Consider the following 16,680-nt stretch of genomic DNA (forward strand, 5'->3'; position numbering starts at 1 on the left):
CGTGCAGCATCCCGGTCGAAGTATTCAGATGAAACTTGCCCGCTTGATCGATGGCAGAGGTCCCCTGATGCGCTTTCCAAACCGTGCGCCTGCCTCGCGAACTCTGCGATCTCCAGGTCGCGCTCCGGTTTGCCGGGCAGAAGCCGATTGTCTTGTAAGGGGCTCGCAACGAATGGTGGTTCTCAACAAGAACGCCAGCGTAAAGGCGTCCTCTGGACGATCGTTTGGCATCGCTTTAGCCCATGGCTCAGGGTGGGGCATCTGCGACATGCAGAGCCTGCATTCTTGAAGCTAGGTGCCGGCCTTGCATCGGTTCTTGCAGATGGTCAATGAGCTAATGCAGAACGATTGGGATCTTGAGAAAATACTCAGGCAACAGGACGAACTCAAGGTCAAGCTGCTTCGCGCCCAATCGGTTGTCGCCGAATGTAAGGCAGGATTGGCGGATCTGGAGCGGAGGCTTGAGCGTCGAGCGGTCTCATCGTCGATCGATGAACGCCAGCGCAACTCTGCGGCAAACAATTCAATAGGTAACGCACGACCGCCCAAATCGCGAAGCGTCGATGATCCTGTTAACCTGGATGCTGCCGTGGCATTTTCGTCTCGACTATGGGACCGCTGAAAGCTGCCGCCGCGCACGGTAACGCAACAGGTTTTGTCACGGACCTCGCGAAGATCTGCCGCAAGGCCGGGATCAGCCAGCGACCTAGTTCAACTGGAAGAAGAAATATGACGGTCTGCTGCCGACGGAGATCCGCCGGCTGAAGCAGCTCGAGGAGGAGAACGGCAAGCTGAAGAAGCTGGTCGCCGATCTCAGCCTCGACATGAAGATGCTGCAGGACGTGATCCGCCGAAAGCTATCAAGCCTGGCGGGAAGCGCAAGCTGGTCGACGAGGTCTGTGGCGAGTGGCAGGTCTCGATCCGCAAGGCCTGCGAAGCTCTCGAGTTCGATCGATCGACCTACCACTACGAATCCCGTGCCCCGGCCAGGCTGCCCTCGAACAGAAGATCAAGGAGATCTGCCATGTTCGTATTCGCTACGGTTATCGTCGTGTTCACGTCCTGCTGCGTCGTGAAGGCTGGCGCCATAGCCAGAACAAGACGCGGCGCATCTATCGCGAATTGGGCCTGCAATTACGCAACAAAACGCCGAAGCGCCGGGTCAAGGCCAAGCTGCGCGATGATCGCAGGCCGGCGACGCGATCGAACGAGACCTGGGCGATGGACTTCGTCCATGACCAGTTGGCGACCGGACACAAGCTGCGCATGCTCACGATTGTCGATACCTTCTTCCGTGCACCACAAAATTATGGAGATTGCGGCGGTTAGGCTTTGCGTGGCCGGATTCCCGATCTTTGACCGCAAGTCCCGACGAAAGGCTCCGGTTGATCGAGGCATTGACCTCTGTCTTGCTGATTCCAGGCTGCGTACTGAGTAAGGGTCGTCGTGATACGCAGTCTCCCCAGGATGCGCATCGCCGTCATTTTTGGCCTGCTCAAGGCTCACGAGCTTCAGCAATACAACAAGGTCTTGACTTTTCATACAAATTCGCTTCCGTCCTTTGTCCTAGGACTAAGGACAAGAGGCCATATGGCGAGCCTTTCAAGGATAGAACGTGCTGCTTTGTGGCCGACGAGGGGAGGTCTGCCGCCCCTCCTGGTAGCATCTTCGATTTGCAGTCACTTCAGATTGTTGCTGCCTCAGGTCTGCCCTTGCCGGTCAGCCGAATTCGTACGCCCAACCGGTCCGCCAGCGTTTCTAACGAATCCATAACTGCTCCCTTGAGCGAGGCGGTGGGGCCCGTGTGGATTTCTAGAAAGATGCGGAGGCCTCGGACGCCGAACGCCTCCGGATCGAGCGAGGGGTCCGCGAACTCCTTTACGATTACTTCGACCAGTTCGGGATCTCGGCAAGCCAGTGCGCGCGACTGGTCACGGATCGGCCCGATGTGCTGATGCACAACGTTATCAGCGCACTGGAGAAAAACGTAAGCAGCGCGGCATTCTTCGTCTCCGCGAATTTAAGGAAGTCGATATTTGGCTGAGTTGCGTTGAGGGAGTCTTCTCAAATGCATCCTCTTGATCGTCTTTCATGGTCAACTATCAGGTCTTTAAATCTATAAGCGAGTAGCTCGTACTCCGGCCACCGGCAGCGTCCTTTTTGAGGATGCCGTGACCGACGAGTTCGTCGATGTCCCTCGCGGCGGTAGCCTGGGAGACTTTCGTGAGTTTTGCCCATTTCGACGACGTAAGTTTTCCTTCGAATCCGTCGAAGAGGCGATTGAGCACCAGTCGCTGACGCTCGAGGCCAAGCGCGTGCACCGGGCCGTGGCGACGGCGCAACTGATCATCGACGTTTTGGCGCAAACTGGTGAAGACGCCGACCATCCCGCCGCCAAAGTGCGGGTCGGCATCGATACGGGCAAGGCCTTAGCGGTGAACCACGGTCGTCGTGGCCATCGCGAACCGCTATTCTTGGGCGACCAGCAAATTACGCCGCAAAGCGCGCTGGCGGTGGTAGTGCAACGGGCATCTATCTGGCCAATAAGGCGCGAAAAGCCATTGGGCTTTCGGAGACCAGCAGCATCGACACTTCTCGATCATCTCAACGCTGGTTCGTCAGTCTGGCCAGCATATAGATGTCGGCACCTTCCATCAGGCGGAAGCAGATGTAGGTGTGCCGCAGGCTGTAGAGCGTGCGGGGCCGTCCCTCCCGATCAAACTTGAGACCTTCTTCCTGCAGGATGCGGGTGAACATCTCGTGATGGTACTTCGGGAAAATAAGATCGGTTGGCTGCGGCTTGTTGCGCTTTTTCAAGCGCTCAAAGACTGGCACCGTGTTCTGCGTGCTCTTGCAAGGACCATAGCCGCGCTTTCCGCGCACTTCGATTTCAGGGATGGTCTCCTGCGTGCCTTCATCAAAGGCTACCGTTACGTCGCGGTACTGGAGGCGCCTGGCCTCGTCCGGCCGCAGCCCGGTATCGCTCGTGAAGAGAATGAGGTCGTGCAACTGCTCGCCCCACCACTTCCACCTGCTGCTCTTGGGCTTCCGGGCCCTCCACCCGGTCGCCTGATAGAGCCGGCGATATTCATCTCGCGAGAACCAGGCCCGATGGGAGATTTTTCCGTTCTTGCGATTCTGAAAGATCAGGAAGTGCCATGAGCCATTGATGGCGTAGGGCCGTTTTCAGGATCTGCCGAAGGCATACGATCTCCTGATGCATTGTCGCGCGGGTAGGTGGCTTTCCCCGCTGCTCTTTGGCCTGCTCGATGCGGCTTATGCGATACTCGAAGGGATGAGGTACTTGCGCGCTCGACGCTCGTGGCCTTTGACATAGATGGCGTTGCGCTGACCTTCCGTTAGCACAGGAAACTCTTCCGGAAACTTCTCAGCAGCCGCCAGGAAGGTTTTCTCCTTCTTCCGAGCGGTGACCTTTTCCAGGTCACCGCTTCCTCACCATCTCGCGCAACTTGAGATACCACTGGTCGGCGACTTCCTCGGCCTGCCGGAGGTCGTCCTTCTCCGTGGCGGAGCGGTACTGCTTTCCTTCGATCGTTGCGGAGCAATGGTGCCGGCCGCGCTTCCCGCGGCGGTACAGGTGGACTTTGCCACCAAGGATGATGTGGTTTGTTTGCTTCTCTGTCCTTTGCAGCGCGACTTCGTCCATGACGCTTGTCTTTCGTTGGTTGAGCCTCCTCCGAATTGATGGACACCTGTAGGAGGCTCGAGGAGCCACGAGATGTCGGATGGAAAGACGTCAACGTCGGTCGTCTACGGACGACTACAAGCGGCAAGCGGTTGATCTCGTCGCGTCGAGCGGGCGCGTTCAATGACCACGATGGTCCGCTATGGCCGTGGGGCTAGGCACGAGACGTGCCTGGCGGTACTGACCGCGAAAGCCGACCATACCTCATCGGCATCGCATGGATGATGACGAGAACTGGCTGACTATGTCCCGCACGCGATCACAATGCGGTGATCGCGCCGGTCGCGACCAGCAGGAACACGGCATTGGCGAGCGCCGCCAGGATGGTGGAGGCGCGCAGGCCGTAGGTGAAGCGGCCGCTCGGCGCGCGCTTGGCCGCAATCGATGCGCCCCAGGCCACGACGAGGCCGAGCACGTCGGACAGATGATGGCCGGCGTCCGCGAGCAGGGCGGTGGAGTTGCCGATATAGCCATAGACCGCCTCGGCCACGACCAGCGCGGTGTTGAGGTAATGCCGATCGCGAAGGCCTTGCCGAAATTGGCGGGCGCATGGACATGCGCGTGACCATGGCCGTGGCTGTGGTCGTGACCATGGCCGTGATCATGCGAATGGCCAGTATGGTCGTGATGATGATGGCAGTGATGGTCGTGGCTGCCCAAATCTAGCGCTCCCCGGACGCCGCCAAATCAGGCGCCATTCTAGGCGTTTCGTGCGCCCCGTCACGCCGGAACAGCACGTACAGCGCCGGCAGCACCAGCAGCGTCAGCACGGTCGAGGAGATGATGCCGCCGATCACCACGGTTGCGAGCGGCCGCTGCACCTCGCCGCCGGCGCCGGTCGCGAGCGCCATCGGCACGAAGCCGAGCGAGGCGACGAGGGCCGTCATCAGCACCGGCCGAAGGCGCGTCAGCGCGCCCTCGCGCACGGCTTCGGCAATGGGTCGTCCCTCGCTACGCAGCCGCTCGATGAAGGCGATGATGACGAGGCCGTTGAGCACGGCGACGCCCGACAGCGCGATGAAGCCGACCCCGGCGCTGATCGACAACGGAATGCCGCGCAGCAGCAGCGCCGCGACGCCGCCGGTCAAGGCCAGCGGCAGGCCGGAGAACACCAACGCCGCATCCGCGGCCGATCCCATGCCCATGAACAGCAGCAAGAACACCAGCAGCAGCGCCACCGGCACCGCGATGGTGAGCCGCTTGGTCGCGGTCACCAACTGCTCGAACTGGCCGCCCCAGCCGATCCAGTAGCCTGGCGGCAGCTTGACCTGCTCGGCGACCGCGGCTTGCGTCTCGGCGACGAAGGAGCGCAAATCGCGCCCGCGAACGTTGGCCATCACCACGACGCGGCGCTTGCCGTTCTCGCGGCTGATCTGATTGGGCCCCGGCGCGATCTCGATCGCCGCGACGGACGAGAGCGGCACGTAACGGGGCGTCGTCCCCGATGTCCCCGGCCAGGCGGTTTTCGTCACCGCCGCGATGTCCTCGCCCGGAGGCAGCGGGATCGGCAGCGACTTGATCGTGTCGGGGTTGGCACGCAGGCTTTCCGGCAGCCGCACCACGATGTCGAAGCGCCTGTCGCCCTCGAACAGCTTGCCGACCGGCTTGCCGCCGATCGCGATCTCGACGAGGTTCTGCACCTCGCTGAGGCTGAGGCCATAGCGCGACAGCGCCTGGCGGTCGAGCTTGACAGTGAGGATCGGCAGGCCCGCGATCTGCTCGGTCTTGACGTCGGCGGCGCCCTCGATGCCGCGCACGACGCCGTTGACCTGCTGGGCGATGCCCGCGAGCACGTCGAGATCGTCGCCGAAGATCTTGACGCCGACATCGCTGCGAATGCCGGCGATGAGCTCGTTGAAGCGCATCTGGATCGGCTGGGTCATGCCGTAGGCGGTGCCGGGCAGGGTGTTGGCGGCGCGTTCGATCTCCTCGATCACTTCGTTCTTCGGCTTGGCAGGATCGGGCCATTCCTCGCGCGGCTTCAGCATGACATAGGTGTCGGCGACGTTCGGCGGCATCGGATCGTTGGCGATCTCGGCGGTGCCGATCTTGGAGAAGATGGTCGCGACCTCCGGTACCTGCCTGACCGCCTTCTCGAGCCGCAGCTGCATGTCGACGCTCTGGGTCAGGCTGGTGCCGGGAATCCGGATGGTCTCGATGGTGATGTCGCCTTCGTCGAGACTCGGGATGAACTCGCCGCCCATGCCCGCTGCTGCGAAGATGCTGCCGGCGACGATCAGCACGGCACCGAACGCGACGCTGCCGCGATAGCGGATGGCGTGGTCGAGCAGGGGCAGATAGAGCCGCTTGGCGGCCCGCATGAAGACGTTCTCCGTCTCCGAGACCTTGCCGGTGACGAAGATCGACACCGCAGCCGGCACGAAAGTGACCGATAGCAGCGCCGCCCCGGCGAGCGCCATCAGCACCGTCAGCGCCATCGGCGTGAACATCTTGCCTTCGGTCCCGATCAAGGTGAGGACCGGAAGATAGACCACGGCGATGATCAGCGTGCCGAACAGGCTCGGCTTGATCACCTCGCTGGCACCAGTGCGGATGGTCTGCAGGCGTTCATCCAGCGTCAGCAGCCGGCCGCGCCGGTGCTGCTCGGCGGCGAGCAGCCGCAGGCAGTTCTCGACGATGATGACGGCGCCATCCACGATGATGCCGAAATCGATTGCGCCCAGGCTCATCAGATTGGCGCTGACCTTGCTCTCGACCATGCCCGTGATCGTGAACAGCATCGACAGCGGAATGACGCAGGCGGTGATCAGCGCGGCGCGGATATTGCCGAGGATCAGGAACAGCACCGCGATCACCAGCGCCGCACCCTCAATGAGGTTCTTCTCGACGGTCTGGATGGTGGCTTCCACCAGATGCGTGCGGTCATAAACCGCGCGCGCGATGACGCCGTCGGGGAGCGATTTTGCGATCTCCGCGAGCCTGGCCTTGACGCGCTGGGCTACGGTACGGCTGTTCTCGCCGATCAGCAGCATGGCGGTGCCGAGCACGGTTTCGTTGCCGTTCGTGGTCGCGGCGCCGGAACGAAGGTCCTGGCCTTCCTGGACGTCGGCGACGTCGCGGATGCGCACCGGCACGCCGCCGCGCGAGCCGATCACGATGTCCCTGATGTCCTCGACATTGACGACCTGGCCGGGCGCGCGGACCAGATATTGTTCGCCGTTGCGCTCGATATAGCCGGCGCCGACATTGGCGTTGTTGGCGGCCAGCGCCGTCATGATGTCGCGAAAGCCGAGCTTGTAGGCCATCAGCCGGCCGGGGATCGGCAGCACGTGGAACTGTCGCTCATAGCCGCCGATCGAGTTGACCTCGACCACGCCGGGAATGGTGCGCAGCTGCGGCTTGATGATCCAGTCCTGGATGGTGCGCAGCTCCGTCGGCGTGAACTCGGCGCCCGCAGGTGACTTCGCACCTAGCTTGGCCTCGACCGAGTAGACGTAGATCTCGCCGAGCCCGGTCGAGATCGGCCCCATTGCGACCTCGGTGCCTGCAGGAAGCTGGTCCTTCGCCTGCTGGATGCGCTCGTTCACGAGCTGACGCGCAAAATAGATGTCGGTGCCGTCTTGGAACACGACGGTGACCTGGCTCAGCCCGTAACGCGAGATCGAGCGGGTGTAGTCGAGCCTGGGCAAGCCGCCCATCGTTGTCTCGAGCGGGAAGGTGATGCGCTGCTCGGCCTCGAGCGGCGACAGGCCCGGCGCGCGCGTGTTGATCTGGACCTGGACGTTGGTGACGTCGGGCACGGCGTCGATCGGCAGGCGCGTGAAATTCCAGGCCCCGAGGGCGCCGGCCGCGAGCGCAAGCAGGACCACGAGCCATCGCTGACGAACAGAGAAGGCGAGCAGGGCGTCAATCATGATCGGCGTCTCCCTTGCCCATCTCCGCCTTGACCACAAAGCTGTTCTCGGCGACGTAGCGCTCGCCAGTCGAAAGGCCGGCGCGGATCTCGACGAATCTCGGGTCGGAATCGCCAAGCTCGACGGGGCGCGCCTCGATCTTGTCGCCATCCTCGCGGACGAACACGATGGTCTTGTTCTCCAGCGTTTGAATCGCGCTGCGGCGCACGGCGACCGCAACATTGCGCGCCGCGAGGATCAGCCGGGCGGTGACGAACAGGCCGGGGCGCAAGCGTCCGTCCGGATTTGGCAACACCACGCGCGCCAGCGCGGTCTGGGTCTCGCTCGAGCCGATCGGCGCCATGTAGGAGATCGTGCCCTTGATCTCGCCACGGCCGTCGTCGGGGTCGATCAGGACCTCGTCATTGAGACGGACGCGCTTCAGGTCCTGCCGGTAGATCGACAGATCGACCCAGATGGTGGAGAGGTCGGCGACGACGAAGGCCGGCTTCTGCTCGGAGGCGTATTCGCCGAGCGAGATCTGCCGTTCGATGATGGTGCCGGCGATCGGCGCTTTCAGCTCGTAGACCGTGAGGCTCTGGTTGCTCTCGATCGCGGCCAGCAGATCGTCCTTGGCGACCTTGTCGCCGATCCGCTTCTGGATCGATTTTGCAATGCCGGGAAAGCGCGGCGTGACCTGAACGACCACCTCCTGGTTGGCCCGCAGGATGCCGTTAAAGGAGAGCGTGTCCGCCAGCGTCGCGCTCGCGGCCTCCGCCAGGGTCACGCCGGCGGCCGCCAGCTTGACGTCGGAGATGCGGATGCGGTCGGCGCCGTGCTCGTCCTGCTCGACATGGTCGTTCGGCCTCTTCGGTTCGGAATGCGCGGCGTGTTCCGTCGAGGCAACCTTGGCCGGCACGAGCACGGAATACCCGTAGGCACCGAGCGCGGCCGCAACGATGGCGACGAGGATGGTGGAGGATGTCTTCATCGCGCGCTCTCCCGGGCCAGCGCAAAGGGATTGCCGACGAGGCCTTCGATGGTCGCAACGCCGGCATGGAAATTCTGCAGGGCCTCCTGCTCGCGCAGCCGCGCCTGGGTGACGCTTGCTTGAGCATCGAGCACTTCGAGCAGGGTGAAGCGGCCCTGGCCGTAGCCTTGCGAGATCGCCTCGGAGGCTTCGACGGCCTTGGGGATCGCGGTCTCGCGCAGCACGGCGAGCTCGCGCAGCGAGCCCTGCAGCGAGTCGTAGGCACGGCCGGCGATCACGATCAGCGTGTTGCGGTTGGCCTCGCGCTCGGCTTTGGTCTTGGCGAGGCTCTCCTGCGCCGAGAGGATATTGCCCTGGTTCTGGTCGAACACAGGGATCGGCACGGAGACGGAGAGGCGCACCGCGTCGTCATTGCTCTCGTTGAAGTGACGCCAGCCGGCGGCGATCCGCGCGTCCGGATAGGGTTTGAGCCGCGCGATCAGCAGCTCGGCATTGCGCTGGGCATAGACGGCAGTCCAGCGCACCAGTTGCGGATTGGCGTCGATGGCGGTCACCACCGACTGGAACGTCGGCGGACGTCCGGTGGTGTCGAGCCGGCCGGAGACCTCGCCGAATTTCGCCGAGGGATCGCCCATCAGCACCGCAAGCTCGCGCCGGGCGCTCGCCAGCGTCGCCTTGAGGCGCTCGCGGTCGGCCTTCACCAGCGCGGAGGCGACCTCGGCGCGGCCGGTCTCGGCCGGCGAGGAGGCGCCGGCCTCGACGCGGCGGCGCAGCAGCGGCGTCAACTGGTCGATGGCGGTAATCTGCTCGTCGAGGATCTGGATCCGCCGCTGCGCGCCGAGCACGCTGAGGAAGGCGATCGCGGTCTCCGACAGCACCTCCAGCCTGACCGCCCTGCGCTGGATCGCGGCGAGCTCGATGCCGGCCTGTCCGGCGGCGATCCTGGCGTCGCGCTTGCCGAACAGCTCGAAGGCCTGGCTGATCTGGAGCGTGGTCTCGGCCGATCTGGTGCCGCGATAGATTCCGGAGCCGAACGAATTGTCCTGCTCATACAACAGTTCCGGATTGAGCAGCGCGCTGGCCTGGATGCGCTGGCCGGTGGCGATGCCGACGTCGCGCTCCGCCGCCGTCAGGCGCGGGCTCGCGGCCAGCGCGCGCGAAAGCGACGCGCGCATGGTCAGCGTCTGGGCGTGTGACGTCAGTGCCAAAGGCGGGCTGATGAGAATAGCCAGCGCGCATGCGATGCGCGCAGCCGTTCGTCTGCGAAACATGAAAAAGACCCGTGAAGAAGAACCGATGGGCGCGCGCAGCGCCCGGCTGATCCGTTCAGGTCAGGTGTTTTGGAGGCGGGGAGTCGGTATCGGGCGCGATTCCGGCAAGCGCCGGCTGTCGCTGCTCGACCGGCGGGGCCATCACGTCGGTCGCGGCGTCCGATTGCATGGGCTGTATGACGGCGACCGAGAAGCAGCCGTGGCAGTGATGACCGGCGAGCGCCTTGTGGTCGCCATGGCGGGCCGCGCCGTAGTCGAGGATCGAGGCGATCTCCGAGCCGCCGGATGGGCTGGTCACATCGATGTCATGGGCGCCATGGAGCGCGCCCGAGAGCAGATACAGGACCGCGACGACCACAGCCACGAGCCCGCGCCAGTTGCGCGTCAAGCTCAGTCTGAAGTGCCAGCGGTTCGGGACCACGAATTTCACTCTCGCTATCAGTCCCGCTGGCCTAGCACGGCAGCGGGAACAGTGTCGACTCGCAATAGTGTTACGTGTGGGGAACTCAACGTCGCAGCATGTGGAGTTACGAGCTCATTCGGCGGCTTCCCGCATTTGCTCGGATGCGACGACTCCTCCACTCGAGCGCAGTCCAAATCCCTTCACCAGCCCGAAGATCGCAGGGATCACGATCAGCGTCAGCAGTGTCGACGAAATCATGCCGCCGATCATGGGTACGGCTATGCGCTGCATGATCTCCGATCCCGTTCCGCTGCTCCACATGATCGGCAACAGGCCGGCCATGATCGCAACCACGGTCATCATCTTCGGGCGGACGCGCTCGACGGCGCCTTCCATGATGGCGTCCGGAACAGGGAGGGTAACGGCAGTCATTCAAATTAGTGAGATGCCAGGAAGAGGGTATCCGGTGCGAATGCGATCCCTGCCGGCCGTAGCTTCGTCAGCTTCTCGAAAGCTTTCCCGCATACTCACTGACCCACTGCTCCCTGGACGAGAGGCTGGCGTGGAGTCACGCGCATTGTAGATGCAAAAATGCCGAAATCGGGGACCGGTTGGGAGCTCAATCAGTGTGAGCGAGCTGACGTTACGAAGCTGTTGGATTTTCGGACTATCGCAGAACGCTTCGTCTTTTTCGCGCACAGGCAAGGTGCTACTGCGCGATCGCAAGGTCCAGGCGTCTGCTGCGTCTCATAAATGTCATCTTGCGCAGGCCAGTGACGCGCGCGGCGGCTCGATCGAGCCAGCGCTCAATACCAGACAAGGCACGCGGCAAGGATGCGCGTGACAAAGCACGAGCAGGTCAATGACAAAGCGTTTTCGCAGCTGGGCCCTATTATCCATACTCGCCTCCATGGTTGTTTGCCCCGCCGCAAAAGCGCAAGACCGCCGGACTATCGCCGAGCCTGTTGCACCTCAGACAGTCTGCGATCGCCCTGTGCCTTCCGGCAAGAACGATACAGTTAGCCTACAGGACGCCATTCAACATTGTCCCGATGGCGCTGCAGTTTATCTCGGGCGCGGCGAGTTTCACTCAGGTCCACTCGAGATGAAATCGGGCGTGACCTTATGGGTCGGACGCGGTGCGACACTGATCGCCATCCCCGAACCTGCTGCTTACGACAAGGGCCTCGGACAATGTGGTCGCATTGCAGAAAAGGGCGACGGTTGCCGGCCATTCATCAGCTTTTCTAAAACGCGCGGCGGCGGCATCTACGGAGAGGGCATCATCGATGGTCAGGGCGGCGCAATGATCGGCGGCGGCGCGGAAAGCTGGTGGCAGCTAGCCCGCCGCGCCCAAGCCCAGGGCGGCAATCAGAACGCCCCACGCTTGATCCAGGTCGATCATGCGCAGGACATCACGTTCTCTGGTGTCATCTTGCGCAACGCTGCCAATTTTCATGTCGCGATGAACCGGGTTGAAGGTGCCACGTTTTGGGGCCTCACGATCGATTCGCCGGCGGATGCCCGCAACACCGATGGCATCGATCTTGGCGCCAGTCAGGATGTGACCATCACCCACAGCGTGATCCGTACCGGTGACGACAACGTCGCAATCAAGGCCGGCGACAATGGCTCAAGCAGCCATATCTCGATCATTGATAATTATTTCGGCTGGGGACATGGCATGTCGATCGGCAGCGAGGTGAATTCCGGGGCCAGAGACATATTGGTGCGTAATCTGACGCTGGATGGTACGACGTCGGGCCTGCGCATCAAGAGCGATGTTGGTCGAGGCGGCCTGGTCGAGAACGTGACTTATGAGTACGTGTGCCTGAGGGGCAACCGGTGGCCGCTGGCTTTCGATACAAAATATAATCCGCGCGCTCAAGGCACGAGGATTCCGGTCTATCGGCAAATCGTTCTCCGTCATGTGCATGGCGACACTGGTGTGCTGCTGATGCGCGGCGTGGACGAGCGGCATGCCCTGGACGTGACACTCGAAGATGTCCGATTTGCCAATTCCGCGACTTGGCAACTTGAACATGCGAAGGTCACCGCAAATCAGTCCGACGTATGGCCCCCGCTGCCCGGACGAACTACACAACCGCTGCTGCGCGGATCGGAGGTATGTTCCAGAGCATTCCGCGACGGCAATCGGTAAGCACTACACCCGGCGCCGCACTCAGGTGGTGAGTTCCGCTTCTGGGGCCAAGATTACTGGTGCCGACGAAGGTCGGCCTCATGCCCGAGTTGGTTGCAATTGGCCGACGGTTTTGCAGGGAGGAAATGCCAAGGTGACGTGCAGGGTCTGATTTGGCGATGAAAATCTCGTGTCGATGCGCGGCGCTATCCCGCTGAGAACAAGGAAGTGTAAGATCACATGAGAATTTTCATTTCCTCCGCCGCACTTCTGGGGGGATGCTTCTGCATCCCCGCGGCGTACGCTCATCCACTGTTGGTGTCGCATGCCGGAAATGCAGACTATCACTCCGTGCAGCAAGCCATCGACTCGTTGCCGGCGGAAGGCGGAAATGTCCGGATCGCGCCGGGCATCTATCGCGAGAAGGTCAAAATCACCAAATCCGGTGTTCATCTCGCAGGCACTGGCAACAAGCCGGAGGATACGGTCATTGTGTATGGCGACGGCGCGATCAATGTAGGAGGAACGGCCCGTTCGGCGACGCTGGATGCCGCTGGCGATGACTTCCAGCTCGAGAATCTGACCATCCAGAACGACTACGCCCTCGATCCGGCCAATCCACCCTCCCAGGCGGTAGCGCTGTCCGTTACCGGGGATAGGGACGTCATTAGGGGCGTCCGCCTGCTCGGCGCCCAGGACACGCTGTTTGCCGGCAAGGGACCAAACGGCAGAATGTCACGACAATACTTCTCGAACTGCTACATCGAAGGGCATGTCGATTTCATATTTGGCAACGCCAAAGCCTGGTTCCGGCAATGTGAGTTGCACGGCATCGCCAATCAAGCCGTCATCTACACCGCTCAGAGTAAGGCAGCGCCGGACGAGGACAGTGGCTATGTGTTTGATCATTGCAGGCTGAGTGCCGACCCTGCTGCGCGCTCTATCGCACTTGGCCGCCCCTGGCGCCCCTACGCCACCGTGGTCTTCCTGTCGGCGAAGATAGATGCCCCCGTGATCGCGGAAGGGTGGCGCGAATGGACGCCCGGCAAGACGAATACGTTGAGGACAAGCTATTATGCTGAATACAGATCCTCCGGCGTCGGGGCTAACCCCTCAGGCCGCGAGCCTCATTCCCATCAGCTGACAGAGGGCGAAGCTGCGAGATGGTCGCTGAGCGTGTTCTTCGGGGGTGTCACAGATTGGCTGCCAACGACTCAGGATGAAACAAAGAGCAGCGTTCACGGTGAAGGGGTTCGACGGCGATCCTCGGATGAATGACGGGAGGGGAGCCTGATTGTGATGGAGAGTCTTGTACAGCAACCCAACTGCCGCCGGAGTCAAACCGACAGAAGGGGGCCGGCGCGACGATCTCATCCGTTCGCCGTCCACCCACATGCGCCTGCTTCAGCTCGCAGCTCATCTTGTCCATCTTGGCGGATCAGTGTCGACAAGCTCTACGGACCATCACGTCAGCACCGTCGTCATCGCTCTGGAACGGCTGATTTTGTTGCTCAGCGCCTTGCGCAGATCTCCGGAGAACGAAGTGGGCTGATGCTTCGCGGCCATCTTCGTTCGGCCAGTGATGGTCAGGCCCCTCGTAGCTCAGCCAGCAGCCGTCGCCGCGATCAGCCGATACGCGCGGTGTAAGTACGGTGGAGTCCGGCGTTCTTCCATGCCGGCTCCGGAGCCGTACAAATGCGCGTATCGACTCTCCATTTCGACAATTCGCCCGTATTCATGCGGCCCTCGATAGCAGCCGACGAGCATCCGCATCATCGCGAGATCGGCCATCGTCGCTTTAGGGAAACACCGCTGGAACGAGTCGGGCAGTCGGCGCTGCGGCTGCGCTTGCTGCGCATCAGGTGACGGCTCTCAAACCGGCGCACCAGAGGGAAACTGTAGCAGGAATTAACAGCCTCCTGCAGCAAAGCTGGCTTTACAGGGTGAGGCCGAGATCATTGAGCACCTTGTCTCTTAGAGCGCCCTTGATCTCACGGCCGATTTCTTTACGAACTGCGGCACCCAACTCTCGCTTGGCATCCTCGACGAGGTCGGCCTCAACACCACTCAAGCCTTTGTCGGCGAGCTGTTGCTCCAGTCGGCTGTAGAACTCCTTTCCCATTGCAGCAATGAGCTGGTCCTGCGTCCTGGCGTGGTCCTCCGGTGCGATGCGACGCACCACGTCGTCCCAAGGTTGCCAGCCCACCGCCAAATAGTCGGCGAATTCCGCCGCCTCCCTGTTCCGTACGGATGTTTCTGCGCTGTCAACGTCAGCGTCGGTGACACCGGAGACCTCAAAGAAGCGCATGTCCGGCGCGACGTGTTGCAGTCCCAGCCGCTCGCGCAGTTTGTTCTGATAGGCAAGAAAGACTTCAACGGCGTCGATGTCTTCTACGTTGTCGACCGAGGCGAGCGAGTGAGCCTTATCGCGCGCGATCGCCTCGAGCGCGTCCATGCGGAACATGACGCGCCCCAATTCGACGAGATCGGCAAGCCGTGCCTTGTTGTCATAGAGGCCGTTCTCGACTTCCGCGATGAGGCGCGCGGTCTGCATTCCGTTCCAGGTTAATGTTCTGCGGTCCTCGCAGCTCTGGTTGGCATCCCATGCCAGTTGAAAGTACTGCGCCCGCAATTTCGGGTTTTTCGCCGCCTGTCGCAGATCATTGGCCACCGAGTGCCGGAATTCTTCATTGGTAGAATTGACTGAGTTGAACAGCTTGCCAAGGAAAAGGCCGTATTCCCGGGCGCCCGGCTCTTCTGCAAAGCTCTGCCAAGCCGCCAGCACCTCTCGATCGCCGTTCAGTGGATTGCCCTTGAGCCAGTCTGCGACCGCTTCAATGAGAGCATCGGCCTGTCCATCGTCTGTTTCCGACGCTTCACTTTCGTCGTCGCGCGAAAGGTGGACAGTCGGGCCGACATAACCCTCCGCGCTTAGGATTGTACTCAGGTTCGCCAGCACCTGCTCAGGCAGCGGATTTTCAGTCAGAACTATGCGGCTACCTTCGCCCAACTGCGTCAGCAGGTCCTCGGGCAGACTCGTCAACTGGTTTTGGCTGGCGTCGAGAGACTGCAGTGAGGCAGGCAGGGCCTCCGGCAAACGCGTTAGTTGGTTTTCGCTGACGTCGAGAAACTGGAGCGTGGCAGGAAGGACCTCCGGCAGATTCGTCAACCGGTTGTGGCTGGCGTGGAGAAACTGGAGCGAAGCAGGGAGGACCCCGGGCAGATCCAGCAACTGATTGTGGTTAAGATCGAGAAACGCCAGCGCAGCAGGTAGGACCTCAGGCACGCTCATCAGCCGGTTGGAGCGCGCGTCGAGACCCCTGAGGTCGGTCGGAAGCGGGGGCAGGCTGGTGAGCTGATTGCCCCTGACGTCAAGACGCTGGAGCGAAGCAGGGAGGACCTCGGGCAGCTCCAGCAACTGATTGTGGCTGAGGTCGAGAAATTCCAGCGCAGCAGGTAGGACCTCAGGCAAGCTCATCAGCCGGTTGGAGCTCGCGTCGAGACCCCCGAGCTCGGTCGGAAGCGCGGGCAGGCTGGTGAGCTGATTGCCCCTAACGTCAAGACGCTGGAGCGAAGCAGGGAGCCTATCCGGCAGAGTGGTAAGCCGATTGAGGGGCACATCGAGCACGACGATACCGGTTGGAAGTCTCGGGAGGCTAGTAAGAGACAGCGATTCGAGATCGAGTCTAGTGGCCTCACCCCGAGTATTAAGTCGCCTTACTGCTTCTTCCCGATCCTCGAGCGGGCCAACCTCCGGTTCAGCAGCCCAATTCTCAAGCCCCTCGTCATCGTCCTCTACATGGGCTGAGTCCTCGGAGTTTGCTGCGTAGCCTGTCGCGACTGCGTTCCACTGCGCCGCCGCTCCGTTTTCCCCGCCTTCTTGTCCGGTAGATGCAGAAGGGATGCCACCGCCGCGCTGAATCTGTCCTGCCTCAAAAGGATCCATCTCACTTCCTCCTTATGAGCCTGAGTAGACTCAGTCCATGGTGACGCTCTAGGACCTAAGACGCTTAGCTTTCGATAAGCTGACAGACTATCACGGTAAGGTGGCAAGCACGGCATCGAAGCCGGTATGACTGTCGGCACAACGATTTTGGAACAGTGACTCGATTCTCGACGGCGGTAGTTATCTCCAGCCTACACGTTTCTGCGGATACCAAGGCGGCAGCGGCTTCAGTATAGAGCCTCTGAACCTCCTCCGAATTGATGGACACCTGTAGTAGGCTCGAAGAGCCAGGAGGTGTCGGATGGAAGGACGTCAACGTCGGTCGTTTACGGATGACTACAAGCGGCAAGCGGTTGATCTCGTAGTGTC

General features: G+C 61.8%; 12 protein-coding genes and 3 pseudogenes. 5 read left to right on the forward strand and 10 right to left on the reverse strand.

The genetic code is table 11. The annotated features are described in order from the left end of the window. Positions 1 to 322: 322 nt before the first annotated feature. On the forward strand, positions 323 to 622 hold the full coding sequence (locus I6F33_RS34495) for a hypothetical protein (RefSeq protein WP_225145497.1): 300 nt from the start codon (positions 323 to 325) through the stop codon (positions 620 to 622). 44 nt (positions 623 to 666) lie between these two features. Next, positions 667 to 1,296 (forward strand): annotated as a pseudogene (locus tag I6F33_RS34500) (transposase); the annotation flags it as partial. Positions 1,297 to 2,102: 806 nt separating this feature from the next. Here the strand turns inward: I6F33_RS34500 and I6F33_RS34505 are convergent. From I6F33_RS34505 to I6F33_RS34545, 9 genes and pseudogenes are all read right to left on the reverse strand, one after another. After that, positions 2,103 to 2,387, reverse strand: a complete 285-nt coding sequence (locus tag I6F33_RS34505; RefSeq protein ID WP_225145485.1) for a hypothetical protein — start codon at positions 2,385 to 2,387, stop codon at positions 2,103 to 2,105. Positions 2,388 to 2,604: 217 nt separating this feature from the next. Then, positions 2,605 to 3,009 carry a hypothetical protein gene (locus I6F33_RS34510; protein WP_225145486.1) on the reverse strand — a complete coding sequence of 135 codons (405 nt, stop codon included), beginning with the start codon at positions 3,007 to 3,009 and terminating at the stop codon, positions 2,605 to 2,607. Positions 3,010 to 3,442: 433 nt separating this feature from the next. After that, a complete protein-coding gene (locus I6F33_RS34515) occupies positions 3,443 to 3,667 on the reverse strand; it encodes a hypothetical protein (RefSeq protein WP_225145487.1) in 225 nt (74 codons plus the stop codon). Positions 3,668 to 3,977: 310 nt separating this feature from the next. Beyond that, positions 3,978 to 4,366: pseudogene (locus I6F33_RS34520) on the reverse strand (cation transporter); the annotation flags it as partial. Between the two features lie 2 nt (positions 4,367 to 4,368). Continuing rightward, the gene (ihpC, locus tag I6F33_RS34525) at positions 4,369 to 7,581 is read right to left on the reverse strand and encodes a divalent metal ion exporter subunit IhpC (RefSeq protein WP_225145488.1); all 3,213 of its coding nucleotides are present in this window, start codon (positions 7,579 to 7,581) and stop codon (positions 4,369 to 4,371) included. Further along, positions 7,574 to 8,551: a divalent metal ion exporter adaptor subunit IhpB gene (ihpB, locus tag I6F33_RS34530; RefSeq protein ID WP_225145489.1), complete on the reverse strand. Its 978-nt coding sequence runs from the start codon at positions 8,549 to 8,551 to the stop codon at positions 7,574 to 7,576. Before ihpB ends, ihpC begins: the two co-directional genes overlap by 8 nt. Next, positions 8,548 to 9,822, reverse strand: coding sequence for a divalent metal ion exporter subunit IhpA (gene ihpA, locus I6F33_RS34535; protein ID WP_225145490.1), 1,275 nt, complete (start codon positions 9,820 to 9,822; stop codon positions 8,548 to 8,550). Before ihpA ends, ihpB begins: the two co-directional genes overlap by 4 nt. Positions 9,823 to 9,877: 55 nt before the next feature. Continuing rightward, the gene (locus I6F33_RS34540) at positions 9,878 to 10,243 is read right to left on the reverse strand and encodes a hypothetical protein (RefSeq protein WP_225145498.1); all 366 of its coding nucleotides are present in this window, start codon (positions 10,241 to 10,243) and stop codon (positions 9,878 to 9,880) included. A 114-nt stretch (positions 10,244 to 10,357) separates the two neighbouring features. Beyond that, positions 10,358 to 10,630: pseudogene (locus tag I6F33_RS34545) on the reverse strand (efflux RND transporter permease subunit); the annotation flags it as partial. A 457-nt stretch (positions 10,631 to 11,087) separates the two neighbouring features. On the opposite strand from I6F33_RS34545, the gene I6F33_RS34550 reads away from it, so the two are divergent. The 3 genes from I6F33_RS34550 (at position 11,088) to I6F33_RS34560 (ending at position 14,231) form a co-directional block, all read left to right on the forward strand. Further along, complete coding sequence (locus I6F33_RS34550; protein ID WP_225145491.1) at positions 11,088 to 12,386, forward strand: glycoside hydrolase family 28 protein; 1,299 nt, start codon at positions 11,088 to 11,090, stop codon at positions 12,384 to 12,386. A 219-nt stretch (positions 12,387 to 12,605) separates the two neighbouring features. After that, the gene (locus tag I6F33_RS34555) at positions 12,606 to 13,643 is read left to right on the forward strand and encodes a pectinesterase family protein (RefSeq protein WP_225145492.1); all 1,038 of its coding nucleotides are present in this window, start codon (positions 12,606 to 12,608) and stop codon (positions 13,641 to 13,643) included. Positions 13,644 to 14,060: 417 nt separating this feature from the next. After that, the gene (locus I6F33_RS34560) at positions 14,061 to 14,231 is read left to right on the forward strand and encodes a hypothetical protein (RefSeq protein ID WP_225145493.1); all 171 of its coding nucleotides are present in this window, start codon (positions 14,061 to 14,063) and stop codon (positions 14,229 to 14,231) included. A 70-nt stretch (positions 14,232 to 14,301) separates the two neighbouring features. On the opposite strand, the gene I6F33_RS34565 is transcribed toward I6F33_RS34560, so the two are convergent. After that, a complete protein-coding gene (locus I6F33_RS34565; RefSeq protein ID WP_225145494.1) occupies positions 14,302 to 16,311 on the reverse strand; it encodes an NEL-type E3 ubiquitin ligase domain-containing protein in 2,010 nt (669 codons plus the stop codon). Positions 16,312 to 16,680 lie beyond the last annotated feature (369 nt).

This window comes from Bradyrhizobium sp. BRP20, assembly GCF_020194215.1.
Lineage (GTDB): Bacteria > Pseudomonadota > Alphaproteobacteria > Rhizobiales > Xanthobacteraceae > Bradyrhizobium > Bradyrhizobium yuanmingense.

Bases quoted from the DNA above. Each gene is read 5' to 3' on its own strand.
- I6F33_RS34515 (WP_225145487.1), bottom strand. From the start codon at position 3,667: ATGGACGAAGTCGCGCTGCAAAGGACAGAGAAGCAAACAAACCACATC.
- I6F33_RS34550 (WP_225145491.1), top strand. From the start codon at position 11,088: ATGACAAAGCGTTTTCGCAGCTGGGCCCTATTATCCATACTCGCCTCC.
- I6F33_RS34565 (WP_225145494.1), bottom strand. From the start codon at position 16,311: ATGGATCCTTTTGAGGCAGGACAGATTCAGCGCGGCGGTGGCATCCCT.
- I6F33_RS34560 (WP_225145493.1), top strand. From the start codon at position 14,061: ATGCGCGTATCGACTCTCCATTTCGACAATTCGCCCGTATTCATGCGG.
- ihpC (WP_225145488.1), bottom strand. From the start codon at position 7,581: ATGATTGACGCCCTGCTCGCCTTCTCTGTTCGTCAGCGATGGCTCGTG.
- I6F33_RS34505 (WP_225145485.1), bottom strand. From the start codon at position 2,387: ATGGTCGGCGTCTTCACCAGTTTGCGCCAAAACGTCGATGATCAGTTG.
- I6F33_RS34555 (WP_225145492.1), top strand. From the start codon at position 12,606: ATGAGAATTTTCATTTCCTCCGCCGCACTTCTGGGGGGATGCTTCTGC.
- ihpB (WP_225145489.1), bottom strand. From the start codon at position 8,551: ATGAAGACATCCTCCACCATCCTCGTCGCCATCGTTGCGGCCGCGCTC.
- I6F33_RS34495 (WP_225145497.1), top strand. From the start codon at position 323: ATGGTCAATGAGCTAATGCAGAACGATTGGGATCTTGAGAAAATACTC.
- ihpA (WP_225145490.1), bottom strand. From the start codon at position 9,822: ATGTTTCGCAGACGAACGGCTGCGCGCATCGCATGCGCGCTGGCTATT.